A 17655-nucleotide genomic window follows, 5' to 3' on the forward strand; every position below is an offset into this window, starting at 1 on the left:
TTTCAGCAAATGCCATCCTATTCGTCCACAACTGCAAAAAGGCTGGGTACGGCCGGACAAGGTGCGAGGTCATTCTTGATCACGTCCGAAAGGCGCGTTTGATGCAAGAACACATACACATGGGCGCTCAGGCCCTCCCATAGACGATTGGTTAGGGATTGCGCCCGGCTGCCGGACAAAGCTCCGGTTGCGCCAGCGCCTTTTTGTAAAGCATCGACTGTTTCATCAACGGCGGCCAGAATCTCAACAACGCGAATTTCGGACGCTGGACGGGCAAGGCGATAACCACCACCCGGCCCCCGAACCGAAGACACCAGCTCGGCCCTGCGTAGCTTGACGAACAACTGCTCGAGGTAAGGCAGAGAAATGTCTTGCCGTGCTGAAATCTCGCTGAGTGTCACCAGCCCGTCCGAGGGCTGAAGGGCGATATCGGCAAGAGCCACCATCGCATAACGACCCTTGGTCGACAGCTTCATTTGCATTCCCTCATGGCAGTTCACGCGCGAAATCATTGACGCCGCCGCTGCCAGTGCGTATCTCCGACAAGCAGCGCTCATGCGCCCAGTATCACAATTAGAACCGTTCTAAGGTGTCCGACGATTATCGTCAAGTATTTCCGGGCACCCAGAAGAAAAAGACAGGACCATCGCACACATGCCCGAGGTGATTTTTCCCGGACCAGAAGGCCGCCTGGAAGGCCGCTACCACCCGCAAAAGGAAAAAGACGCACCGATCGCCATCGTGCTTCACCCGCATCCACAATTCGGCGGGACGATGAACAACAAGGTGGTCTACAACCTGCACTACGCGTTCTACAACATGGGGTTCACCGTTCTGCGGTTCAACTTCCGTGGCGTGGGTCGCAGCCAGGGTGAGTACGATCAGGGCGTGGGTGAGCTCAGCGATGCGGCATCCGCACTGGATTACCTGCAATCGATGAACAACAACTCGAAACACTGCTGGGTAGCAGGGTTTTCCTTCGGGGCGTGGATCGGGATGCAACTGCTGATGCGCCGCCCCGAGATCACTGGCTTTATCAGCGTGTCTCCTCCGGCGAACATGTATGATTTCTCGTTCCTCGCACCCTGCCCGTCCTCGGGCTTGATCATCAATGGGTCGTCGGACCGCGTGGCCCCGCCCGCAGACACCACTGCCTTGGTCAACAAGCTGCACGAGCAAAAAGGCATCACAATCACTCATAATGAAGTGGAAGGCGCCGACCATTTCTTCCAGGATCGCCACATGGACACGTTGATCACAGATGTCAGTGACTACGTGAAGCGCCGCCTGACCGAGAACACACGCTGATGTCGGATACAGTCACCACACTTGCCGGCAGACTAGCCGAAGACACGTTGAAGGTGATGGATGAAACCGGCGAGGATCGCTTTTATGTCGAAGTTGGCGAGCTGCTTGGGGCATCCTCACAGTCGCTGGAAGAGGCATTTCTGACCGAAATTCGAGTGCGGCTGTCTGAGCGTCAGGCCCGCCAATTCGTGATCCAGCGCCTTGCGGAACATCGCAAGAAAGTTAAGGCGATAGAAAAGAAATGATGGATCGGCTGTCCGCGCAAATAGAATTCCTGAAACGCGCGGACCAGCTGAAATCGGTCGAACGCGCGAACACGCTGCTGGATCAATCCCGGCAAGAAAACTCGGCGGAACACAGTTGGCATCTGGCGCTGTGGGCACTGGTAATGGCCCCACTTGCCGACGCAAATGTTCGGATTGACCGGGTCATTCGGATGCTTTTGCTGCATGATCTGGTCGAAATCATCGTCGGTGACCATCCCATCCATCTGAAAACCGACTGGAAGGCGGTTGAGCGCGCTGAACAGAAAGCCGCTCAGGAACTGTTCGGAATGTTACCCGATGACCAATCCGACGCTTTTCTGACGCTTTGGCAGGAGTTCGAAGCGGATTCTACGCCCGATGCGAAATTCGCAAAATGCCTTGATCGCTGCCAACCTCTGTTTCAGGTCCTAAACGCTCCGGAACCCAAACCAGAGCATCTGACGGTCGTCCGCGACAATCTGAACGGTGGACGCGCGGCCTATCTCGAGACCGCTCTTCCTGACGCTTTCAAGGCCGCTTACGCTTTGTTCGACGGCCAACCTGCTCCACGTTCAGAGTTTTCTGATAGGCTGCCGTTCCTTGCGGAATGCGATCAACTGAAATCCGTCTATCGCGCATCCAGGCTTTTGTCTGGTGATCGATTTGAAAACTCGGCCGAGCATTCGTGGCACATCATGCTGTTCGCTTGGGTCTTAGCAGACTGCGCCGAATTTGACGTCGACATTGGTCGCGTTCTAAGGATGTTGCTGCTACACGACATCGTCGAAATCGACGCAGGTGATCATCCAATTCATGGTCATGTCGACCACGCGGCGCAAGCAGCCGAGGAACAAGCGGCGGCCGATCGGCTGTTCGGGCTATTGCCGAACCAGCAAAGAACTGAATGCCTAGCCTTGTGGCTTGAGTTTGAAGCCGCCGAGAGCCCCGATGCCAAATTTGCAAAGGCCGTCGACCGTTTTCAAACACCTGTTGGCAACCTTGCCACCGGTGGCGGATCATGGGTCGACTACGATGTGACATTCGCGCAGATCGAGTCGCGCGTTGGAACCCCGATTACCCGTGGCGCACCGCAACTATGGAATTGGTTGGAACCACAGCTCAAGAACTATTTCTCAGAAAAGATGACCACTTGAACGGTAAAAGAGAAAGAGGCACGTCGCCTCTTTCCCCCCCAAGTACCAGCGGACGCTCAAACCTGAGAACCGTTTACCCGCTCAACATCTTTGGCTGCGCTTCTCTCAGCGGACCCCCCGCCAGCTAGCCACCCAAGCGCCACAACAATCGCCGATACGACGATGACAGATTTAGCAAAATTCGTCATAGCTTACTGATTAAAAAAACACTGATAACTGGTCGAACAGTATCTCAAAAAGCTCGTGTAAAAACAGTATGGTTATCCTGACCTCACCTCACTTGTGCACAGTAACAAACGAAACGACTTGCCAGATGCCTGAAATCTGTGTTCAACGAGCTCAACAACACTCAATCCGAGACTTATTTTGCCTAAAGCCTATCTTTTCCTGCTTTTTGCAGTGGTCGCAGAAACGATTGGCACAACCGCGTTGCAAGCCAGTCAGCAATTCACGCGGCTCTGGCCCTCTGTATTGGTCGTGGTTGGCTACGCAATCGCGTTCTATCTGCTTGGCTTGACTCTAAAGTTCATGCCAGTTGGGATCGTTTATGCCATCTGGTCGGGCTTGGGCATTGTGCTGATTGCTGTGATCGGTTTTATCGTTTTTGGGCAGAGGCTGGACTGGCCCGCGGTGATAGGTTTGGTCATGATTTTGTCTGGAATTCTGGTTATTCACCTGTTTTCCAACACTACGGGTCACTGACGGGCGGTTAGGGCTGGCATATTTTGCCGCGTCGCGTTATGCGCGCGGCAACTTCCCGTTCAAAGGCTGACCTCATGGACCTGCGCAATATCGCAATCATCGCTCACGTTGACCACGGCAAAACGACCCTGGTGGATGAGCTGCTTAAACAATCCGGCGCGTTCCGGGAAAATCAGGCTGTGGCGGAACGCGCCATGGACAGCAACGATCTGGAGCGCGAGCGCGGGATCACCATCCTTGCCAAAGCGACTTCGGTCGAGTGGAAAGGCACCCGTATCAACATCGTTGACACCCCCGGCCACGCCGATTTCGGTGGCGAGGTTGAGCGTATCCTTTCGATGGTCGACGGTGTTGTTCTGCTGGTCGATGCCGCCGAAGGCCCGATGCCCCAGACCAAGTTTGTGACCTCGAAAGCGCTGGCGCTGGGCCTGCGCCCGATCGTGGTGTTGAACAAGGTCGACAAGCCCGACGCCGAACCTGACCGCGCACTTGATGAGTGCTTTGACCTGTTCGCCAACCTCGGTGCCGATGACGATCAGCTGGACTTTCCAGCCATGTATGCTTCGGGTCGGTCTGGCTGGGCCGATATGGAGCTGGACGGCCCCCGCAAGGACCTGACCGCGCTGTTTGATCTGGTCGTGGACCACGTCCCGGCCCCCAAACAAGCCGAAAAGAAAAACGAGCCGTTCCGTATGCTGGCCACCACGCTGGGAAGCGACCCGTTTATCGGCCGTATCCTGACCGGCCGTGTGGAAAGCGGTACGCTGAAAGCGGGTGACAGCCTCAAGGCGCTGTCGCGCGACGGCACGCTGATCGAAAACTTCCGCGCCTCGAAAATCCTGGCGTTCCGCGGCCTGGCGCAACAACCCATCGACGTGGCCGAAGCTGGTGACATCGTCACTATCGCGGGCATGAGCAAAGCCACTGTAGCCGACTCGCTGGTCGCGCCGCAGGTGGACGAGGCGCTGCCCGCCCAACCGATCGACCCGCCGACTATCACCGTGACTTTCGGCATCAACGACTCGCCTCTGGCCGGTCGAGACGGCAAAAAGGTGCAGTCCCGTGTTATCCGCGACCGCCTGATGAAAGAGGCCGAATCGAACGTCGCCATCCGCATCACCGACACTCCCGGCGGCGAAGCCTTCGAGGTTGCAGGCCGCGGCGAATTGCAGATGGGTGTTCTGATCGAGAACATGCGCCGCGAGGGGTTCGAGCTCAGCATCTCTCGCCCGCAGGTTCTGTTCCGCGAAGAAGACGGCCAGCGTCTGGAGCCCATTGAGGAAGTCACGATTGACGTTGACGATGAATACTCCGGTGCTGTGATTGAAAAGATCACAGGCGCGCGTAAAGGCGAGCTGGTCGAAATGCGCCCCGCCGGTGCAGGAAAGACCCGCATCATAGCGCATGTGCCTTCGCGCGGACTGATCGGCTATCACGGAGAGTTCCTGACCGACACGCGCGGAACCGGTGTTCTGAACCGCGTGTTCCACGGCTGGGCAGCACACAAAGGCCCGATTCCCGGCCGCCGCGCTGGTGTTTTGATCTCGATGGAGAACGGACAGGCCGTCGCCTACGCCCTGTGGAACCTCGAAGAACGTGGCCGCATGTTTGTGGGTCCGCAGACGGATGTCTATCAAGGTATGGTCATCGGAGAGCATTCAAGGGACAATGATCTGGAAGTGAACCCACTTAAGGGCAAAAAACTGACCAACGTGCGTGCCAGCGGATCGGATGACGCCGTCCGCCTGACACCTCATGTTCAGTTCTCACTTGAGGAAGCCATCGCCTATATCGACGATGACGAACTGGTTGAGGTGACGCCTAACGCCATCCGGTTGCGCAAACGCTTTTTGGATCCGCACGAACGCAAGCGCATGGCAAAATCTGCGTAGACCTTTCAGTGAAATAGTTCACTGTTTGGAAACATTGCCCCGTTAGTGACATTTTTGCGTACATTAATGCAAAATTAACAAAAACAAGGCCCGCCACCCCGGCGGGCTTTTCTTTTGTTTTTCAACATCGTTCCACCATAACGGGAGTTTTTTCCCGTTTTCTTGTTGTCACACATCTTGAAAATACGGCGAGGGATTGATCTATTTATGTTTAAATTGTGGCAACGGTGTGCTCAGGTAGCACAGGTTAAAGAGTACCAGGGGGCGTAATCATGCGCGTTAAAAGTCGTTTATTATCTATTGTTTTTGTGTCAGCAACTATTCCAATTGTGTCGACAACGGCAGCTACGGCTGCCGAGAGGTGCACTATTAAAACAGCTCGCCAGTCCGTTGACACGGAAACGCTCTGTGCGTGTGAGGTCGTTGAATCCAGAATGTTGAGGTACCTGCAACGCAGGCCTGATTTTGATGACATCTTGGCCAGAACATTGGAAAGTTGTCCGGCTTTCGCAGCGGTGTTGACTGATATTCCCACCGCCAGCATTTCAAACAATCAAAGATCCGGTGATGGAAACGCAAATCCTGGCGAGGGCCCAACTGTTGGCGGTGGTACCGGTGGCAGTGGTCCAACTAATCCAGGCGATGGCCCAACGAACCCAGGCGGTGGCCCAACTAATCCAGGCGGTGGCCCGACGAACCCAGGCGGCGGTGGTGGAACCGGCGGCGGCGGTGGCGGAACCGGCGGCGGCGGTGGCGGAACCGGCGGCGGCGGTGGCGGAACCGGCGGCCCAGGAAATGGTAATGGTAACAACCCCAACCCCGGTAACGGCGGTGGCAACACCGGAGGGTCCGGCCCCGGCACCGGCAATGGTGGCGGCAACAATGGCAATGGCAATGGTGGTGGCAACGGGACCGGAAACGGGAACGGCAACGGAAACGGTGGCAGCATCTTTGGCGGACCCGGAAATGGCAACGGGAATAGCCCCAATTCCGGCAACGGCGGCGGTAACACAAATGGATCAGGCCAAGGTTCCGGAAACGGCGGCAACAACAACGGCAACAGCGGCGGCACCAACGGCAACGGCAATGGTGGCAATGTCGGTGGTGTCGGCGGCGGCAACCGCGGGTCAGGTGGTATTTTCAACTAACTGACTCTGGTTGAACGCAATGAGGATCGTAAAACACTCTTATTGCGGACACTACAAACAAAGATCAAAATAAACGGGGCGCCAAAATTGGCGCCCCGTTTGTTTGGTAGTCTCCATCGACCGAGTGGTCACAAATTAACTACGGCGGTAGACACCCACCCAATTCTCTGGCTGTCGTGGGTCTTGCATCCGTAGGAAAAGATATCGGGTATCCGACCACGGTTTGATCGTGTTGGTCAAATTATCCAGCACCAGATCACCCGCTGCGGATCTGTAAACCAAAACGGCATGCGCATTTCTTCGCGTATCCAGCACCGTCGCAATCAGCAATTTACTTGGGTCAATTCCTGCGCGAATTAGATCTCTTTTTTTCAAAAGAGCAAAGTCTTCGCAGTCCCCACCGCGTCTGGTCGGCAACGCCCATCTCTCTACGGTTCTATACTGAGATTGGTCCGTAACTTCACGCGTGGTCCGATTGATCTTACGATTCACGCGTTTAACAATCTGCAATTCCTGCTGGCTTGTCATCGCCACCGAAGCAGTGCTGGAACATGCCCATGAGTATTGGCGACACAGCTGTCTTGCTCCGGCAGGCGGAGGTGTAGATGCCACGCTTCTGATGAAGTCTCCTTCGCTGGCTTCCACAGATTTCCCAACGACACTGACCGCCGCGAGAATCGCGCAAACACCCAAAAACTTGCCTGTCGCGGTGAACGCCTGCTCTACAAACGAATTCATGCCTGTCCCTCGATCCTGGTCTCTCCGAACGATTGTCGACAGACAGGACCGTATTCCGATTTAGGAAACTATCGGTAAACGGACGCGGCAGCGCAATCTGGGCTTAAGGTGGATGGAAAAAGAGGCGGAAATTCGTCACTTTTCATGACCATTTCGCGCTGAATTTGTCGGGTTACTGCCACAATTGAGGCAACCAACGAGAGCGAAAAAGTGCATATATAAGTTACAAGGTATTGTTATTATTTAAAAAACAGAAAAAAATTTCAAAACTAAATTCACTGAAACGGCCAGATAACATATAGGCCGAAATCCGCGCATTCTTTAGGCCGTCCGGCAGCATTCACCAGACGGCCTTGATGATTCTATTCGGTGATTTCGACGACAACCAATTCGCGTTCACTCGCACCACGTGCGTGGTCAAGGGCCTTTTGGTAGTCGGGCGAATTGTAACACTCGACAGCAGCTTCGACCGAAGGGAATCTGGCTACTACATTACGCGGGCGCTCTTTTCCCTCAAGCTGCACATAACGTGCAGCACGTGCAATGAATTGCCCCCCATGGGCTGCAATCGCCGGACCCGCCAACTCGGCGTATTTTCCGTAAGCCTCGTTGTCCGTCACAGTGACATGTGCGATCCAAAGTGCGGGCATGTTACCCCTCCAATACCTGTTCGGCGGCCTTGATGGCCGCATCCGCATTCGACGCATCTCGGCCGCCGCCTTGCGCCATGTCCGGGCGACCACCGCCGCCCTTGCCCCCCAGCTCGACCACTGCGGCGCGCACCAGATCCACGGCCGAGACCTTTTCGGTCAGGTCCGCGGTCACTCCAGCCGCTACAGCCGCCTTGCCACCCGCATCCGCGATCAGCAGAACCGCGCCCGTGCCCAAACGGCTTTTGTGTTCATCGATCAACGCGGGAAGGTCTTTTCCAGAAACGCCGGTCAGCGCCTGCGCCAAGAACGGCACACCGTTCACGTCCTTCGCCTCGGCACTGCCCTGCCCCGAGCCGCCCGCCATCGCCAGATCACGGCGCAGTTGGGCCACTTCGTTCTGCAGCGCTTTGCGTTCGTCCAGCAGGGATTTCACGCGCCCAACCACGTCATCGGGCTGCGCCTTCAACTCGGACGCAATCTGGCCCAACCGTTGATCCTGCGCCGACAGGTGGCGGAACGCCTCATCCCCGGTCAGGGCTTCGATCCGACGCACGCCGGCGCTGCTGGCGCTGTCGCCCAGCACGACGAACGTTCCGATGTCCCCGGTCTGGCGCACATGGGTGCCGCCGCACAGTTCAATCGACCATGTTTCGCCATCCTGACCTTTACCCGTGGCCGCCTTGCCCATCGAGACAACCCGCACCTCGTCACCGTATTTCTCACCAAACAGCGCCTGCGCGCCCAGATCCCGCGCGTCGTCGGGCGTCATGATCCGCGTCTCGACGGTCGAATTCTGGCGGATGAACGCGTTCACCTCACGCTCGACCTTTTGCAATTCTTCGACGCTCAGCGCCTTGGAGTGGCTGAAATCAAACCGCAACCGGTCCGACGCATTCAACGACCCTCGCTGCGCCACGTGATCGCCCAGTGTTTCGCGCAATGCCTCATGCAGCAGATGCGTAGCCGAGTGGTTCGCCCGGATTGCGCTGCGGCGGGTGTGATCGACCTCAAGCTCGACCCCGTCGCCATTGGATAGCGTGCCCTGGCCGACGGTCACTTTATGCGCATAGACCTTACCTTCGGCAAATTTGCGCGTGTCTTCGACCTTGGCCACGTCCTGCATATTCTCGAGCCGCCGGATTTCGCCGGTATCCCCGACCTGACCACCGGCCTCACCATAGAACGGGGTCTGGTTCACGATAACCCAACCGTTGCCACCCTGCTCGATGGTGTCGACCAGCGCGCCATCCACGACAAGAGCAGCCACCTGCCCTTCGGCTTTTTCGGTATCATAGCCAAGGAAATCCGTGGCCCCGGCGCTGTCCAGCACGTCAAACCAAACGGCCTGATCCGCCGCCTCGCCCGAGCCCGCCCAAGCAGCGCGCGCCTTGGCCTTTTGTTCGGCCATGGCTGCATCGAACCCGTCGGTATCCACGGTCCGGCCCTTTTCACGCAGCGCATCCTGCGTCAAATCTAGCGGGAAGCCATAGGTGTCATAGAGCTTGAACGCCGCATCACCGGGCAGAGCCTCACCTTCGGGCAGGCCCGCGACCTCATCATCCAGCAGTTTCAGACCGCGATCCAAGGTCTGCTTGAACCGGGTTTCCTCAAGCAGCAGTGTTTCTTCGATCAGTGCCTGCGCCTGTCCCAGTTCCGTATATTGCGCACCCATAAGCTGCACCAGCGAGGGCACGAGGCGATGCATCACCGGATCTTTTGCACCCAGCAAATGCGCATGGCGCATGGCGCGCCGCATGATCCGGCGCAGAACGTAACCGCGGCCGTCATTGCTGGGCATCACGCCATCGGCAATCAGGAACGAGGTCGACCGCAGGTGATCCGCAATCACGCGGTGATGCACGTTCCGATCGCCATAAGGATCAACACCGGTGGCATCGGCAGACGCTTCGATCAGCGTTTTGAACAGGTCGGTGTCATAGTTGTCATGGCTGCCTTGCAGCAATGCGCCGATCCGCTCCAGCCCCATGCCGGTGTCAATGGACTGCATGTCCAGCTCCACCATCGAGCTATCCTCGAACTGTTCATTCTGCATGAACACGATGTTCCAGATTTCGATGAACCGGTCGCCATCTTCCTCGGCCGAGCCCGGAGGGCCGCCCCAGATGTGATCGCCGTGGTCATAGAAAATCTCGGTGCATGGACCACAGGGACCAGTCGGGCCCATCTGCCAGAAATTGTCGTTGGTGGCGATGCGGATGATCCGGTCTTCGGGCACGCCGACCTTCTTCCAGATTTCGAACGCTTCATCGTCGGTGTGATAGACCGTGGTCAGCAGGCGGTTCTTGTCGATGCCGAATTCCTTGGTGATCAGCTCCCACGCGAAGGGGATCGCCTCATGCTTGAAGTAATCCCCAAACGAGAAATTCCCCAGCATCTCAAAGAATGTATGGTGGCGCGCGGTATAGCCCACATTGTCCAGATCGTTGTGTTTGCCACCTGCGCGCACACACTTCTGCGCAGTGGTCGCCCGGCTGTAATCGCGCGTCTCAAGCCCGGTGAACAGGTTCTTGAACTGCACCATGCCCGAGTTCACGAACATCAGGGTAGGGTCATTGCGCGGCACGAGCGGGCTGGACGCCACAACTTCATGTCCCTGTTTGGCGAAATAGTTCAGAAAGGTCGATCGGATATCGTTCAGCGTGGGCATTAGGCTCTCTCAGCGCGCAATCATCTTGTTCGAAAACGGGTTTATCGCTGTCCCTGCGGATAGTCCACAGGTGAGGCTGCGCAAACGAAACAAGGCGGCCCCAATGGACCGCCCTGCGTTCACAATTCAGGGATGCCGTCAGGCTTCTAAAATATCGTCGTCCTCAGTGGCACCGGGCGGCATATCGAAATCCAACCCATGCGCAGCGCGGATTTTGTCCTCAATCTCCAGCGCCGAGCGGCTGTTGTCGCGCAGATATTGTTTGGCATTCTCACGCCCCTGCCCGATCCGCTCGTCCCCGTAGCTGAACCAAGAGCCCGACTTCTCAACCACACCGGCCTTAACGCCCAGATCCAGCAGCTCGCCCATCTTGCTGATGCCCTCGCCATACATGATGTCGAATTCCACCTGTTTGAACGGCGGCGCCACCTTGTTCTTGACCACCTTGACACGGGTCTGGTTGCCGACAACCTCATCGCGGTCCTTGATCGCGCCAATACGACGAATGTCCAGACGCACCGAGCTGTAGAATTTCAGCGCATTACCACCAGTGGTCGTCTCCGGGCTGCCAAACATCACACCGATTTTCATCCGGATCTGGTTGATGAAGATCACCATACAGTTCGAACGGCTGATCGAACCGGTCAGCTTGCGCATTGCCTGGCTCATCAAACGGGCCTGCACGCCGACATTGCTGTCGCCCATGTCGCCCTCAAGCTCGGATTTCGGCGTCAGCGCTGCAACCGAGTCGACCACAACCATGTTCACCGCGCCCGAGCGGACCAGCGTATCGGTGATCTCAAGCGCCTGTTCTCCGGTGTCGGGCTGCGAGATTAGCAACTCATCCAGATCGACACCCAGCTTACGAGCATATTGCGGGTCCAACGCGTGTTCCGCGTCAACGAACGCACAGACACCGCCACGCTTTTGCTGTTCTGCAATACAATGCAGCGTCAGCGTCGTCTTGCCCGAGCTTTCTGGCCCGTAAATCTCAACAATCCGGCCCATCGGCAAGCCGCCGATCCCCAGCGCGATATCCAGACCCAGCGAACCGGTCGAGCTGGCCTCGATATCCTGTTTGGAGTCCTCACCCAGCTTCATGATCGAACCCTTGCCGAACTGCCGTTCAATCTGGGCCAGCGCGCTGTCGAGCGCCTTTTGCTTGTCTGCGTTTTTCTTGTCGCTCATCGTCAGAAGATCCGCCATTGTCCTGTCGCCTTCCCTTGTGTCACACCCTTGAACGGGCGGCAATCACTGCTTTGTTCGCCTCTTGTTCCTTATGAGATCAAAAAGAGAACATTTCAACTAAAACTTACAATATTTACTCTTGGGCAATTGTGTTAAAGAGTCGTTTACGCCACTGTACAAAGATAACCAATCGTTCTGGCAGACACATAAATGCTTGTTTTCTATGAGGAACGCCTGGCGTTTCTGGCTGTTCCCAAAACCGGCAGCACCGCATATCACTCAGCGCTGAAAGACCGGGCGGACCTTGTCGTGACCGGTCCTCCGGCATTGAAACACGCTCCAGTTCGGCGATATGACAGGTTTTTTCAGAATATCTTCCGAAAAATGTATGACACTGACATGGAGATCATGGCCGTCGTTCGGGAACCAATCGACTGGTTAGGCAGTTGGTACAAGTTTCGTAGCCGTGACGAACGGATTGGGCATCCGCACTCGACCCGCGACATGAGCTTCGATGACTACATTCAGGCTTATATGAAGTCACCCCGCCCCGAATACGCAGATGTCGGCAGTCAGAGTCAGTTTTTCCGCACCCGCAGCAATGGCCGCGGTGCGGATCATGTGTTCAAATACGAAAACCAAGACAAGATTCTGGATTTTCTGGAAAACCGACTGGACATGAAGATTGCTCTGCAGCGCGAAAACGTCTCTCCAACCCGTGACTTGGCGCTTAGTGCAAAGACTGAACAGAAGTTCCGCAAACGTCATGCGCTGGAATTTGAGTGCCACGAAAAAGCCCAGTAGCGTATCAGTTCATTTGCCGAAACACTGCTTCGGACAATTGGTTCAATGAGAATGGTTTCGGCAAAAAGGCCGAGTTTGCGATCTCAGGTTCCGAATCTCCGAACGCGCCTTCGGTGTAACCGGACATGAAGATAACCTGCACATCTGCGCGCTTTTCCATCGCAGTTCGTACCCAGGTTGGACCATCGAGTCCGGGCATCACGACATCGGTTACAAACACATCTACATGCAATGTTTCATCTTCTAGCAGTCTCAACGCTTCTTCACCCGAGTCGGTCTCGAGCACCGTGTAACCTTTCAAGCGCAGAGCCCGCGTAGCAAACGCACGAACCGGTGCTTCATCCTCAACCAGTAGGACGACGCCTTCGCCCTGGCGGGCATTCAGAACTTCGGGCTGTACTTCTTGGCTGGGCTCGATCTTCTGCGGCGTGGCTGAAATCGGCAAGAACACCGTAAATTCCGTGCCCTGCCCTTGCACGCTGTCGACGAAAATAAACCCGCCCGTCTGTTTGACTATGCCATACACCGTCGAAAGACCCAGACCCGTACCTTCGCCGGTTCTTTTTGTGGTATAGAACGGCTCAAAGACTTTTTGCAGCTTGTCTGCCGGTATACCCACCCCACTGTCGACGACTTTTACAGTCACATACTCGCCCGGCGGAACTGTCGCGCGGTCGCGGCGCAAAGAATCCGTCAGCGAAACGACTTCGGTTTCGATCCGAACCTCCCCGCCTTCGGGCATCGCGTCACGGGCATTGACCACGAGGTTCATGAACACCTGTTCAAGCTGTCTTTTGTCGGCGCGCACGGGCTTTAGGACTGGATCGTGGCTGAGTGTCAAACGCACTTTCTCACCGACCAGCCGGTTCAACAAGTGAATCAGATCCGAAATTGTGTCGCGCAGGTCCAGAACCTCTGGCTGAAGTGTTTGCTTGCGCGAAAAAGCCAACAGTTGACTGACCAGAGCAGCCGCCCTGTTCGCATTCTGGTTTATCTGCACCAGATCACCGTAGTTCGGGTCATTCTGATCGTGCCGCAGCAATAGCAGGTCACAATGACCGGATATTGCTGTCAGCAAGTTGTTGAAATCATGCGCGACACCGCCGGCAAGCTGCCCGACAGCCTGCATCTTTTGTCCCTGCACAAACTGAGCCTCAAGTGTCTTGAGCTCGGTCGCATCGTTGAGAACGGCAATCAGGCACACCTGACCATCATTAACCACTCTGTTCAGCGTCACCTGAACGAATACGTCTTTGTCTTGCCGTGTCAGGCGCAAAAACTCGGATTTGGGGGTGGCGTCCTCGACAGCGGCGCGCGACAACCACTCCTGAATCGGGTAACCTAATCCCTGCATCATTTGCGAGACATTCGTCTCGCCTGTCTGAAAGTCGCCAACCAGTTTGATTGCCAATCTGTTTGCATCCAGAACGACCCCGTCCGATGCAATGCACATGATTGGGACCGGCAAGTCCGCAAAACGTGTTTCTGTTGCCGGTGCCGTGGTTACCTGGAGAGGCAGAACCAACATTTCACGCGCAGACCCCGAACGAGAAAGCTCGGCCACGGTGACATTCAACAGGGCGCTTGAGGCGTTGGCCTGTGTGATCTCACCCGGTGCAGGTTGGCCGGAATTGAAGACTTGATCTGTGTTTTCCGGTTTGTAGCCCAATACATGCTCGGCCATTCCATTGGCCCTCAGCACAGTTCCGTTTCGCCCAAGTGTCAAAACTGGAACTGCCACATCATCCCAACGGCCTTCAGCCCTAAGGTGAAACCGCCAGCAATACAGATCGTGCCCGACCGAGAATACTGTCACCGGGATAGTAGACCCGATAGTCACCACGTCTTCGCTGGACTTTCCGTGAATCTCAGCCAGAGACTGAAGACGTAAAAGGATTGACGCTGGATTGGCGAAAACTGACATCAAGCAGTTTTCCAATCGGTTACCGGGGAAAGCGTGTAACTGGATTCTGGCCGCTGCGTTTGACGAAAGAACAAGCCCGTCCACATTGGCAATGACGCCTGGAAACAAGTCCTGTTCAGTGAAAGTATTCATAACTTTAATGGCACGTCGGATAGACCAATCCGCAAACCAACCCTTGAGCGCGACCAGAACTCCTGCCGTGAACAATGAAATTCCGGCGACGGCGAACTCAGTCTTCCAGCCGGTCGGCAAAACATTTGTGAGAGGTGCAAGTCCGATGACGATGCCAAATACCAACACGGACATCAGTCGCAGTGGAATCGGAGATTTCCTTATGGAAGGATCCGACAAAAAACTTGAAACTTCAGTCATTAAGAACTCAGCTCGTTGGGCCTGTCGCCAGTAAGCCCAAATAAGGTTAAAGACCGCTTAACGAAATCGCGGCCACTCTACCTATGCTTGCCATTTTTATCAAAACTACCGCGTCAAGTGTGCGGTGAAGAAACCGTCTGTTCCGTGTGCTGCGAGCCACAATTTCTGATAGGGCATGTTCCAGCCGGAATGCGAATCGAGGAAATTTTCAACGACTTCTTGGTTTTCCGGGTTCAGCATAGAACAGGTCGCATAAGCTAACGTTCCGTCCGGGGAAACAAAACCAGATGTTGCCTCGAGAATGCTTAATTGCAGCGCGCTCAACTCCTTTAGACGCTCCGGGGTCAAAGCCCATTTTCCTGCCGGGACGCGTCTCCAGGAACCGCTGCCCGAACATGGAGCATCAACAAGCACCACATCGAAAGGTGCTTGCGACCGCACCGCATCAGGCGTCAGGATTGTGATTTTCGCCCCTGCGCGTTCGGCCCGATCAGGCAAATCTCTCATTCGCGCAGGATTAACATCATGAGCAAAAACTTCGACCCCGGCATGCGCCGCAATGGCGAGTGATTTTCCACCTCCGCCCGCGCAATAGTCCAAAACGCGCTGACCTGGTTGCAAATTCAGATCGGCAACGATGGCTTGACTGGCTGCGTCCTGCAATTCGACCAGCCCAGTCAAAAATGCCTGACTCTGGGCGACTTTACGCGCGCCATCCAGAACCTCCAACGCCGTGTCGCAGGCGTCATGCGCGCGGGCAGTGATACCATCTGCCGCCAACGCAGCAATCGCGCGATCCGAATCCGATTTGATCAGGTTGACACGCAAATGCACCGGAGCGCGGGTTTGCAAGGCCTGCGCTACGTTGATTGCCTGGTCCTGCAAAGAGGCTTTAAACACTGGCCACAACCAGTCGGGGATGTCGTATTGTTCGGCGTCAGACAGGAATGCGCGCCCAGTTTCGTCCTCACCAACGGGCGAAGGGGCGTGCCCAACTCCCGTGAACAGATCGCTCGGGTCACTCTTTGCCGCCCTCAGGGCCCCAAGCATTAAGCCACGACCAGTTTCGGCCCCGCCCAACGCCGCGAAAGACCGCTTGCACCGCAACGCTCCGAACACGTGATCCCGAACAGCCGCCCGGTCCTTGGAGCCGGCAAAACGGCTGCGCCGCGCCCATCCTGTCAGGGCCTTTTCGACCGGAACATCCCTGAGAATTTCGTCAAGGATTTCAATAGAGGCCTGAAAGCGGGCTGCGGGGGTCATAAATTCGTCCCATGCGTCTGTAGAAACACAAAACGGCGCCCGAACGGGACGCCGCAATGCAATTTAAAGCAGGTTACATCACCCGATAGTTCGGGCTTTCACGAGTGATCTGCACGTCATGCACGTGGCTTTCTTTCAGCCCTGCGCCAGTGATCTTTACGAAATTGCAGTTCCTGCGCATCTCTTCCACGGTGGCACAGCCGGTATATCCCATGGCTGCGCGCAGACCGCCGACCAGTTGGTGCACAACAGCGCTGGCAGACCCTTTATAGGGCACCTGCCCCTCGATCCCTTCGGGCACCAGCTTATCGTTGGCGGCGTCCTTCTGGAAATAGCGATCCGCCGAGCCACGCGCCATTGCGCCCAGGCTGCCCATGCCGCGATAGGATTTGAACGAGCGGCCCTGATACAGAATAACCTCACCGGGGCTTTCATCGGTGCCCGCGATCATTGAACCGACCATGGCGCAGGACGCCCCCGCCGCAATCGCCTTGGCGAAATCGCCCGAGAACTTGATGCCGCCATCGGCAATCACCGGAACGTCTCCTGCAGCCGAGGCACAATCCATGATCGCCGTCAGCTGCGGCACACCCACACCGGCCACCATCCGCGTGGTACAGATCGAGCCCGGCCCGATCCCCACCTTGATCGCATCTGCACCGGCATCAATCAGCGCCTTGGTCGCGTCGCCCGTGGCGACATTTCCCGCGATGATCTGCACTTCGTTCGACAGGGTTTTCACCCGCCGCACCGCGTCCAGCACGCCTTGCGAGTGGCCATGCGCGGTGTCCACAACGATGATGTCGACGCCCGAATCCACCAGCTGTTCCGACCGCTCAAACCCCGCATCGCCTACCGAGGTTGCCGCCGCAACGCGCAAACGACCCAGACGGTCCTTGCAGGCGGTGGGGTTCAGCACCGCTTGTTCGGTGTCTTTCAGGGTTAGCAGGCCGGTCAGCTTGCCTGCGCCATCTACGACCAGCAACTTTTCGATCCGGCGCGCCTTCATCAGACTTTTGGCTTCTTCCAGATCAGCCGGCTCCTGAAGCATTGCCAGATTGTCGGTGGTCATCATCGCGTGGATCGGCGTGTCGTCCGAGGTCGCAAAGCGCATGTCACGGTTGGTCACAATACCCACGACGCGACCATCAGGATCGACCACAGGGAAGCCGGTGAAGTTGTACCGCTCGACTAGCGCCTGCGCGTCGGCCAGCGTCTGATCGGCGCGCAATGTCACGGGGTTATAAACGATACCGGATTCGAACCGCTTGACCCGGCGCACTTCGCGGGCCTGTTCCTCGGTCGTCAGGTTCTTGTGGATCACACCGATCCCTCCGGTCTGCGCCATAGCAATCGCCATTCGCGCCTCGGTCACTGTGTCCATCGCCGAGCTGAGCAGCGGAATGTTCATGGTAATCTCGCGCGTCACACGCGTGGTCGTATCCGCCGTTGCGGGCAGCACAGAAGATGCGCCCGGAACCAGAAGTACGTCGTCAAAGGTGAGTGCCTCACGAATCTGCATCTGCTAACCCCATGCAAAACCCCGTTTGACGGCGACCCTATGACATGGATTGCAGCTAAGGAAAAGCCCCTGAC

15 protein-coding genes are annotated in these 17655 nt (G+C 56.5%); 7 read left to right on the forward strand and 8 right to left on the reverse strand.

All coding sequences use genetic code 11. The annotated features are described in order from the left end of the window. Positions 1-17 precede the first annotated feature (17 nt). Positions 18-476 carry a Fe-S cluster assembly transcriptional regulator IscR gene (gene iscR / locus AC2TAD_RS01115; RefSeq protein WP_170354223.1) on the reverse strand — a complete coding sequence of 153 codons (459 nt, stop codon included), beginning with the start codon at positions 474-476 and terminating at the stop codon, positions 18-20. Positions 477-654: 178 nt separating this feature from the next. On the opposite strand from iscR, the gene AC2TAD_RS01120 reads away from it, so the two are divergent. The 6 genes from AC2TAD_RS01120 to AC2TAD_RS01145 all read left to right on the forward strand — a co-directional run bounded on the left by AC2TAD_RS01120 (position 655) and on the right by AC2TAD_RS01145 (position 6449). Next, positions 655-1308 carry an alpha/beta hydrolase gene (locus AC2TAD_RS01120; RefSeq protein ID WP_142633729.1) on the forward strand — a complete coding sequence of 218 codons (654 nt, stop codon included), beginning with the start codon at positions 655-657 and terminating at the stop codon, positions 1306-1308. After that, complete coding sequence (locus AC2TAD_RS01125; RefSeq protein ID WP_170751284.1) at positions 1308-1553, forward strand: hypothetical protein; 246 nt, start codon at positions 1308-1310, stop codon at positions 1551-1553. The genes AC2TAD_RS01120 and AC2TAD_RS01125 overlap by 1 nt, the downstream gene beginning before the upstream one ends. Then, on the forward strand, positions 1550-2707 hold the full coding sequence (locus AC2TAD_RS01130; protein WP_480865578.1) for an HD domain-containing protein: 1158 nt from the start codon (positions 1550-1552) through the stop codon (positions 2705-2707). The genes AC2TAD_RS01125 and AC2TAD_RS01130 overlap by 4 nt, the downstream gene beginning before the upstream one ends. A 366-nt stretch (positions 2708-3073) precedes the next feature. Further along, positions 3074-3409: a DMT family transporter gene (locus AC2TAD_RS01135; protein ID WP_170354226.1), complete on the forward strand. Its 336-nt coding sequence runs from the start codon at positions 3074-3076 to the stop codon at positions 3407-3409. A 74-nt stretch (positions 3410-3483) separates the two neighbouring features. Further along, positions 3484-5301, forward strand: a complete 1818-nt coding sequence (gene typA, locus AC2TAD_RS01140; RefSeq protein ID WP_480865579.1) for a translational GTPase TypA — start codon at positions 3484-3486, stop codon at positions 5299-5301. Between the two features lie 518 nt (positions 5302-5819). Then, on the forward strand, positions 5820-6449 hold the full coding sequence (locus tag AC2TAD_RS01145; RefSeq protein ID WP_480865580.1) for a hypothetical protein: 630 nt from the start codon (positions 5820-5822) through the stop codon (positions 6447-6449). 135 nt (positions 6450-6584) lie between these two features. Here the strand turns inward: AC2TAD_RS01145 and AC2TAD_RS01150 are convergent, their stop codons facing one another. From AC2TAD_RS01150 to recA, 4 genes are all read right to left on the reverse strand, one after another. Then, a complete protein-coding gene (locus tag AC2TAD_RS01150; protein ID WP_480865581.1) occupies positions 6585-7187 on the reverse strand; it encodes a transglutaminase-like cysteine peptidase in 603 nt (200 codons plus the stop codon). Positions 7188-7549: 362 nt separating this feature from the next. Further along, positions 7550-7837 carry a DUF1330 domain-containing protein gene (locus AC2TAD_RS01155; protein ID WP_209194592.1) on the reverse strand — a complete coding sequence of 96 codons (288 nt, stop codon included), beginning with the start codon at positions 7835-7837 and terminating at the stop codon, positions 7550-7552. A gap of 1 nt (position 7838) precedes the next feature. Then, the gene (gene alaS, locus AC2TAD_RS01160; protein WP_480865582.1) at positions 7839-10508 is read right to left on the reverse strand and encodes an alanine--tRNA ligase; all 2670 of its coding nucleotides are present in this window, start codon (positions 10506-10508) and stop codon (positions 7839-7841) included. Between the two features lie 138 nt (positions 10509-10646). After that, the gene (recA, locus tag AC2TAD_RS01165; RefSeq protein ID WP_170354230.1) at positions 10647-11714 is read right to left on the reverse strand and encodes a recombinase RecA; all 1068 of its coding nucleotides are present in this window, start codon (positions 11712-11714) and stop codon (positions 10647-10649) included. Between the two features lie 192 nt (positions 11715-11906). On the opposite strand from recA, the gene AC2TAD_RS01170 reads away from it, so the two are divergent. Continuing rightward, positions 11907-12500, forward strand: coding sequence for a gamma-glutamyl kinase (locus AC2TAD_RS01170; RefSeq protein WP_480865583.1), 594 nt, complete (start codon positions 11907-11909; stop codon positions 12498-12500). 4 nt (positions 12501-12504) lie between these two features. Here the strand turns inward: AC2TAD_RS01170 and AC2TAD_RS01175 are convergent, their stop codons facing one another. From AC2TAD_RS01175 to guaB, 3 genes are all read right to left on the reverse strand, one after another. After that, the gene (locus tag AC2TAD_RS01175; protein WP_480865584.1) at positions 12505-14730 is read right to left on the reverse strand and encodes an ATP-binding protein; all 2226 of its coding nucleotides are present in this window, start codon (positions 14728-14730) and stop codon (positions 12505-12507) included. 171 nt (positions 14731-14901) lie between these two features. Next, a complete protein-coding gene (locus AC2TAD_RS01180; RefSeq protein WP_480865585.1) occupies positions 14902-16059 on the reverse strand; it encodes an RsmB/NOP family class I SAM-dependent RNA methyltransferase in 1158 nt (385 codons plus the stop codon). Between the two features lie 73 nt (positions 16060-16132). Next, positions 16133-17581: an IMP dehydrogenase gene (gene guaB / locus AC2TAD_RS01185; RefSeq protein WP_480865586.1), complete on the reverse strand. Its 1449-nt coding sequence runs from the start codon at positions 17579-17581 to the stop codon at positions 16133-16135. Positions 17582-17655 lie beyond the last annotated feature (74 nt).

Source organism: Ruegeria sp. HKCCD7628 (genome assembly GCF_057221005.1).

Bases quoted from the DNA above. Each gene is read 5' to 3' on its own strand.
- iscR (WP_170354223.1), bottom strand. From the start codon at position 476: ATGAAGCTGTCGACCAAGGGTCGTTATGCGATGGTGGCTCTTGCCGAT.
- AC2TAD_RS01120 (WP_142633729.1), top strand. From the start codon at position 655: ATGCCCGAGGTGATTTTTCCCGGACCAGAAGGCCGCCTGGAAGGCCGC.
- AC2TAD_RS01125 (WP_170751284.1), top strand. From the start codon at position 1,308: ATGTCGGATACAGTCACCACACTTGCCGGCAGACTAGCCGAAGACACG.
- AC2TAD_RS01130 (WP_480865578.1), top strand. From the start codon at position 1,550: ATGATGGATCGGCTGTCCGCGCAAATAGAATTCCTGAAACGCGCGGAC.
- typA (WP_480865579.1), top strand. From the start codon at position 3,484: ATGGACCTGCGCAATATCGCAATCATCGCTCACGTTGACCACGGCAAA.
- AC2TAD_RS01150 (WP_480865581.1), bottom strand. From the start codon at position 7,187: ATGAATTCGTTTGTAGAGCAGGCGTTCACCGCGACAGGCAAGTTTTTG.
- AC2TAD_RS01155 (WP_209194592.1), bottom strand. From the start codon at position 7,837: ATGCCCGCACTTTGGATCGCACATGTCACTGTGACGGACAACGAGGCT.
- alaS (WP_480865582.1), bottom strand. From the start codon at position 10,508: ATGCCCACGCTGAACGATATCCGATCGACCTTTCTGAACTATTTCGCC.
- recA (WP_170354230.1), bottom strand. From the start codon at position 11,714: ATGGCGGATCTTCTGACGATGAGCGACAAGAAAAACGCAGACAAGCAA.
- AC2TAD_RS01170 (WP_480865583.1), top strand. From the start codon at position 11,907: ATGCTTGTTTTCTATGAGGAACGCCTGGCGTTTCTGGCTGTTCCCAAA.
- AC2TAD_RS01175 (WP_480865584.1), bottom strand. From the start codon at position 14,730: ATGTCCGTGTTGGTATTTGGCATCGTCATCGGACTTGCACCTCTCACA.
- AC2TAD_RS01180 (WP_480865585.1), bottom strand. From the start codon at position 16,059: ATGACCCCCGCAGCCCGCTTTCAGGCCTCTATTGAAATCCTTGACGAA.
- guaB (WP_480865586.1), bottom strand. From the start codon at position 17,581: ATGCAGATTCGTGAGGCACTCACCTTTGACGACGTACTTCTGGTTCCG.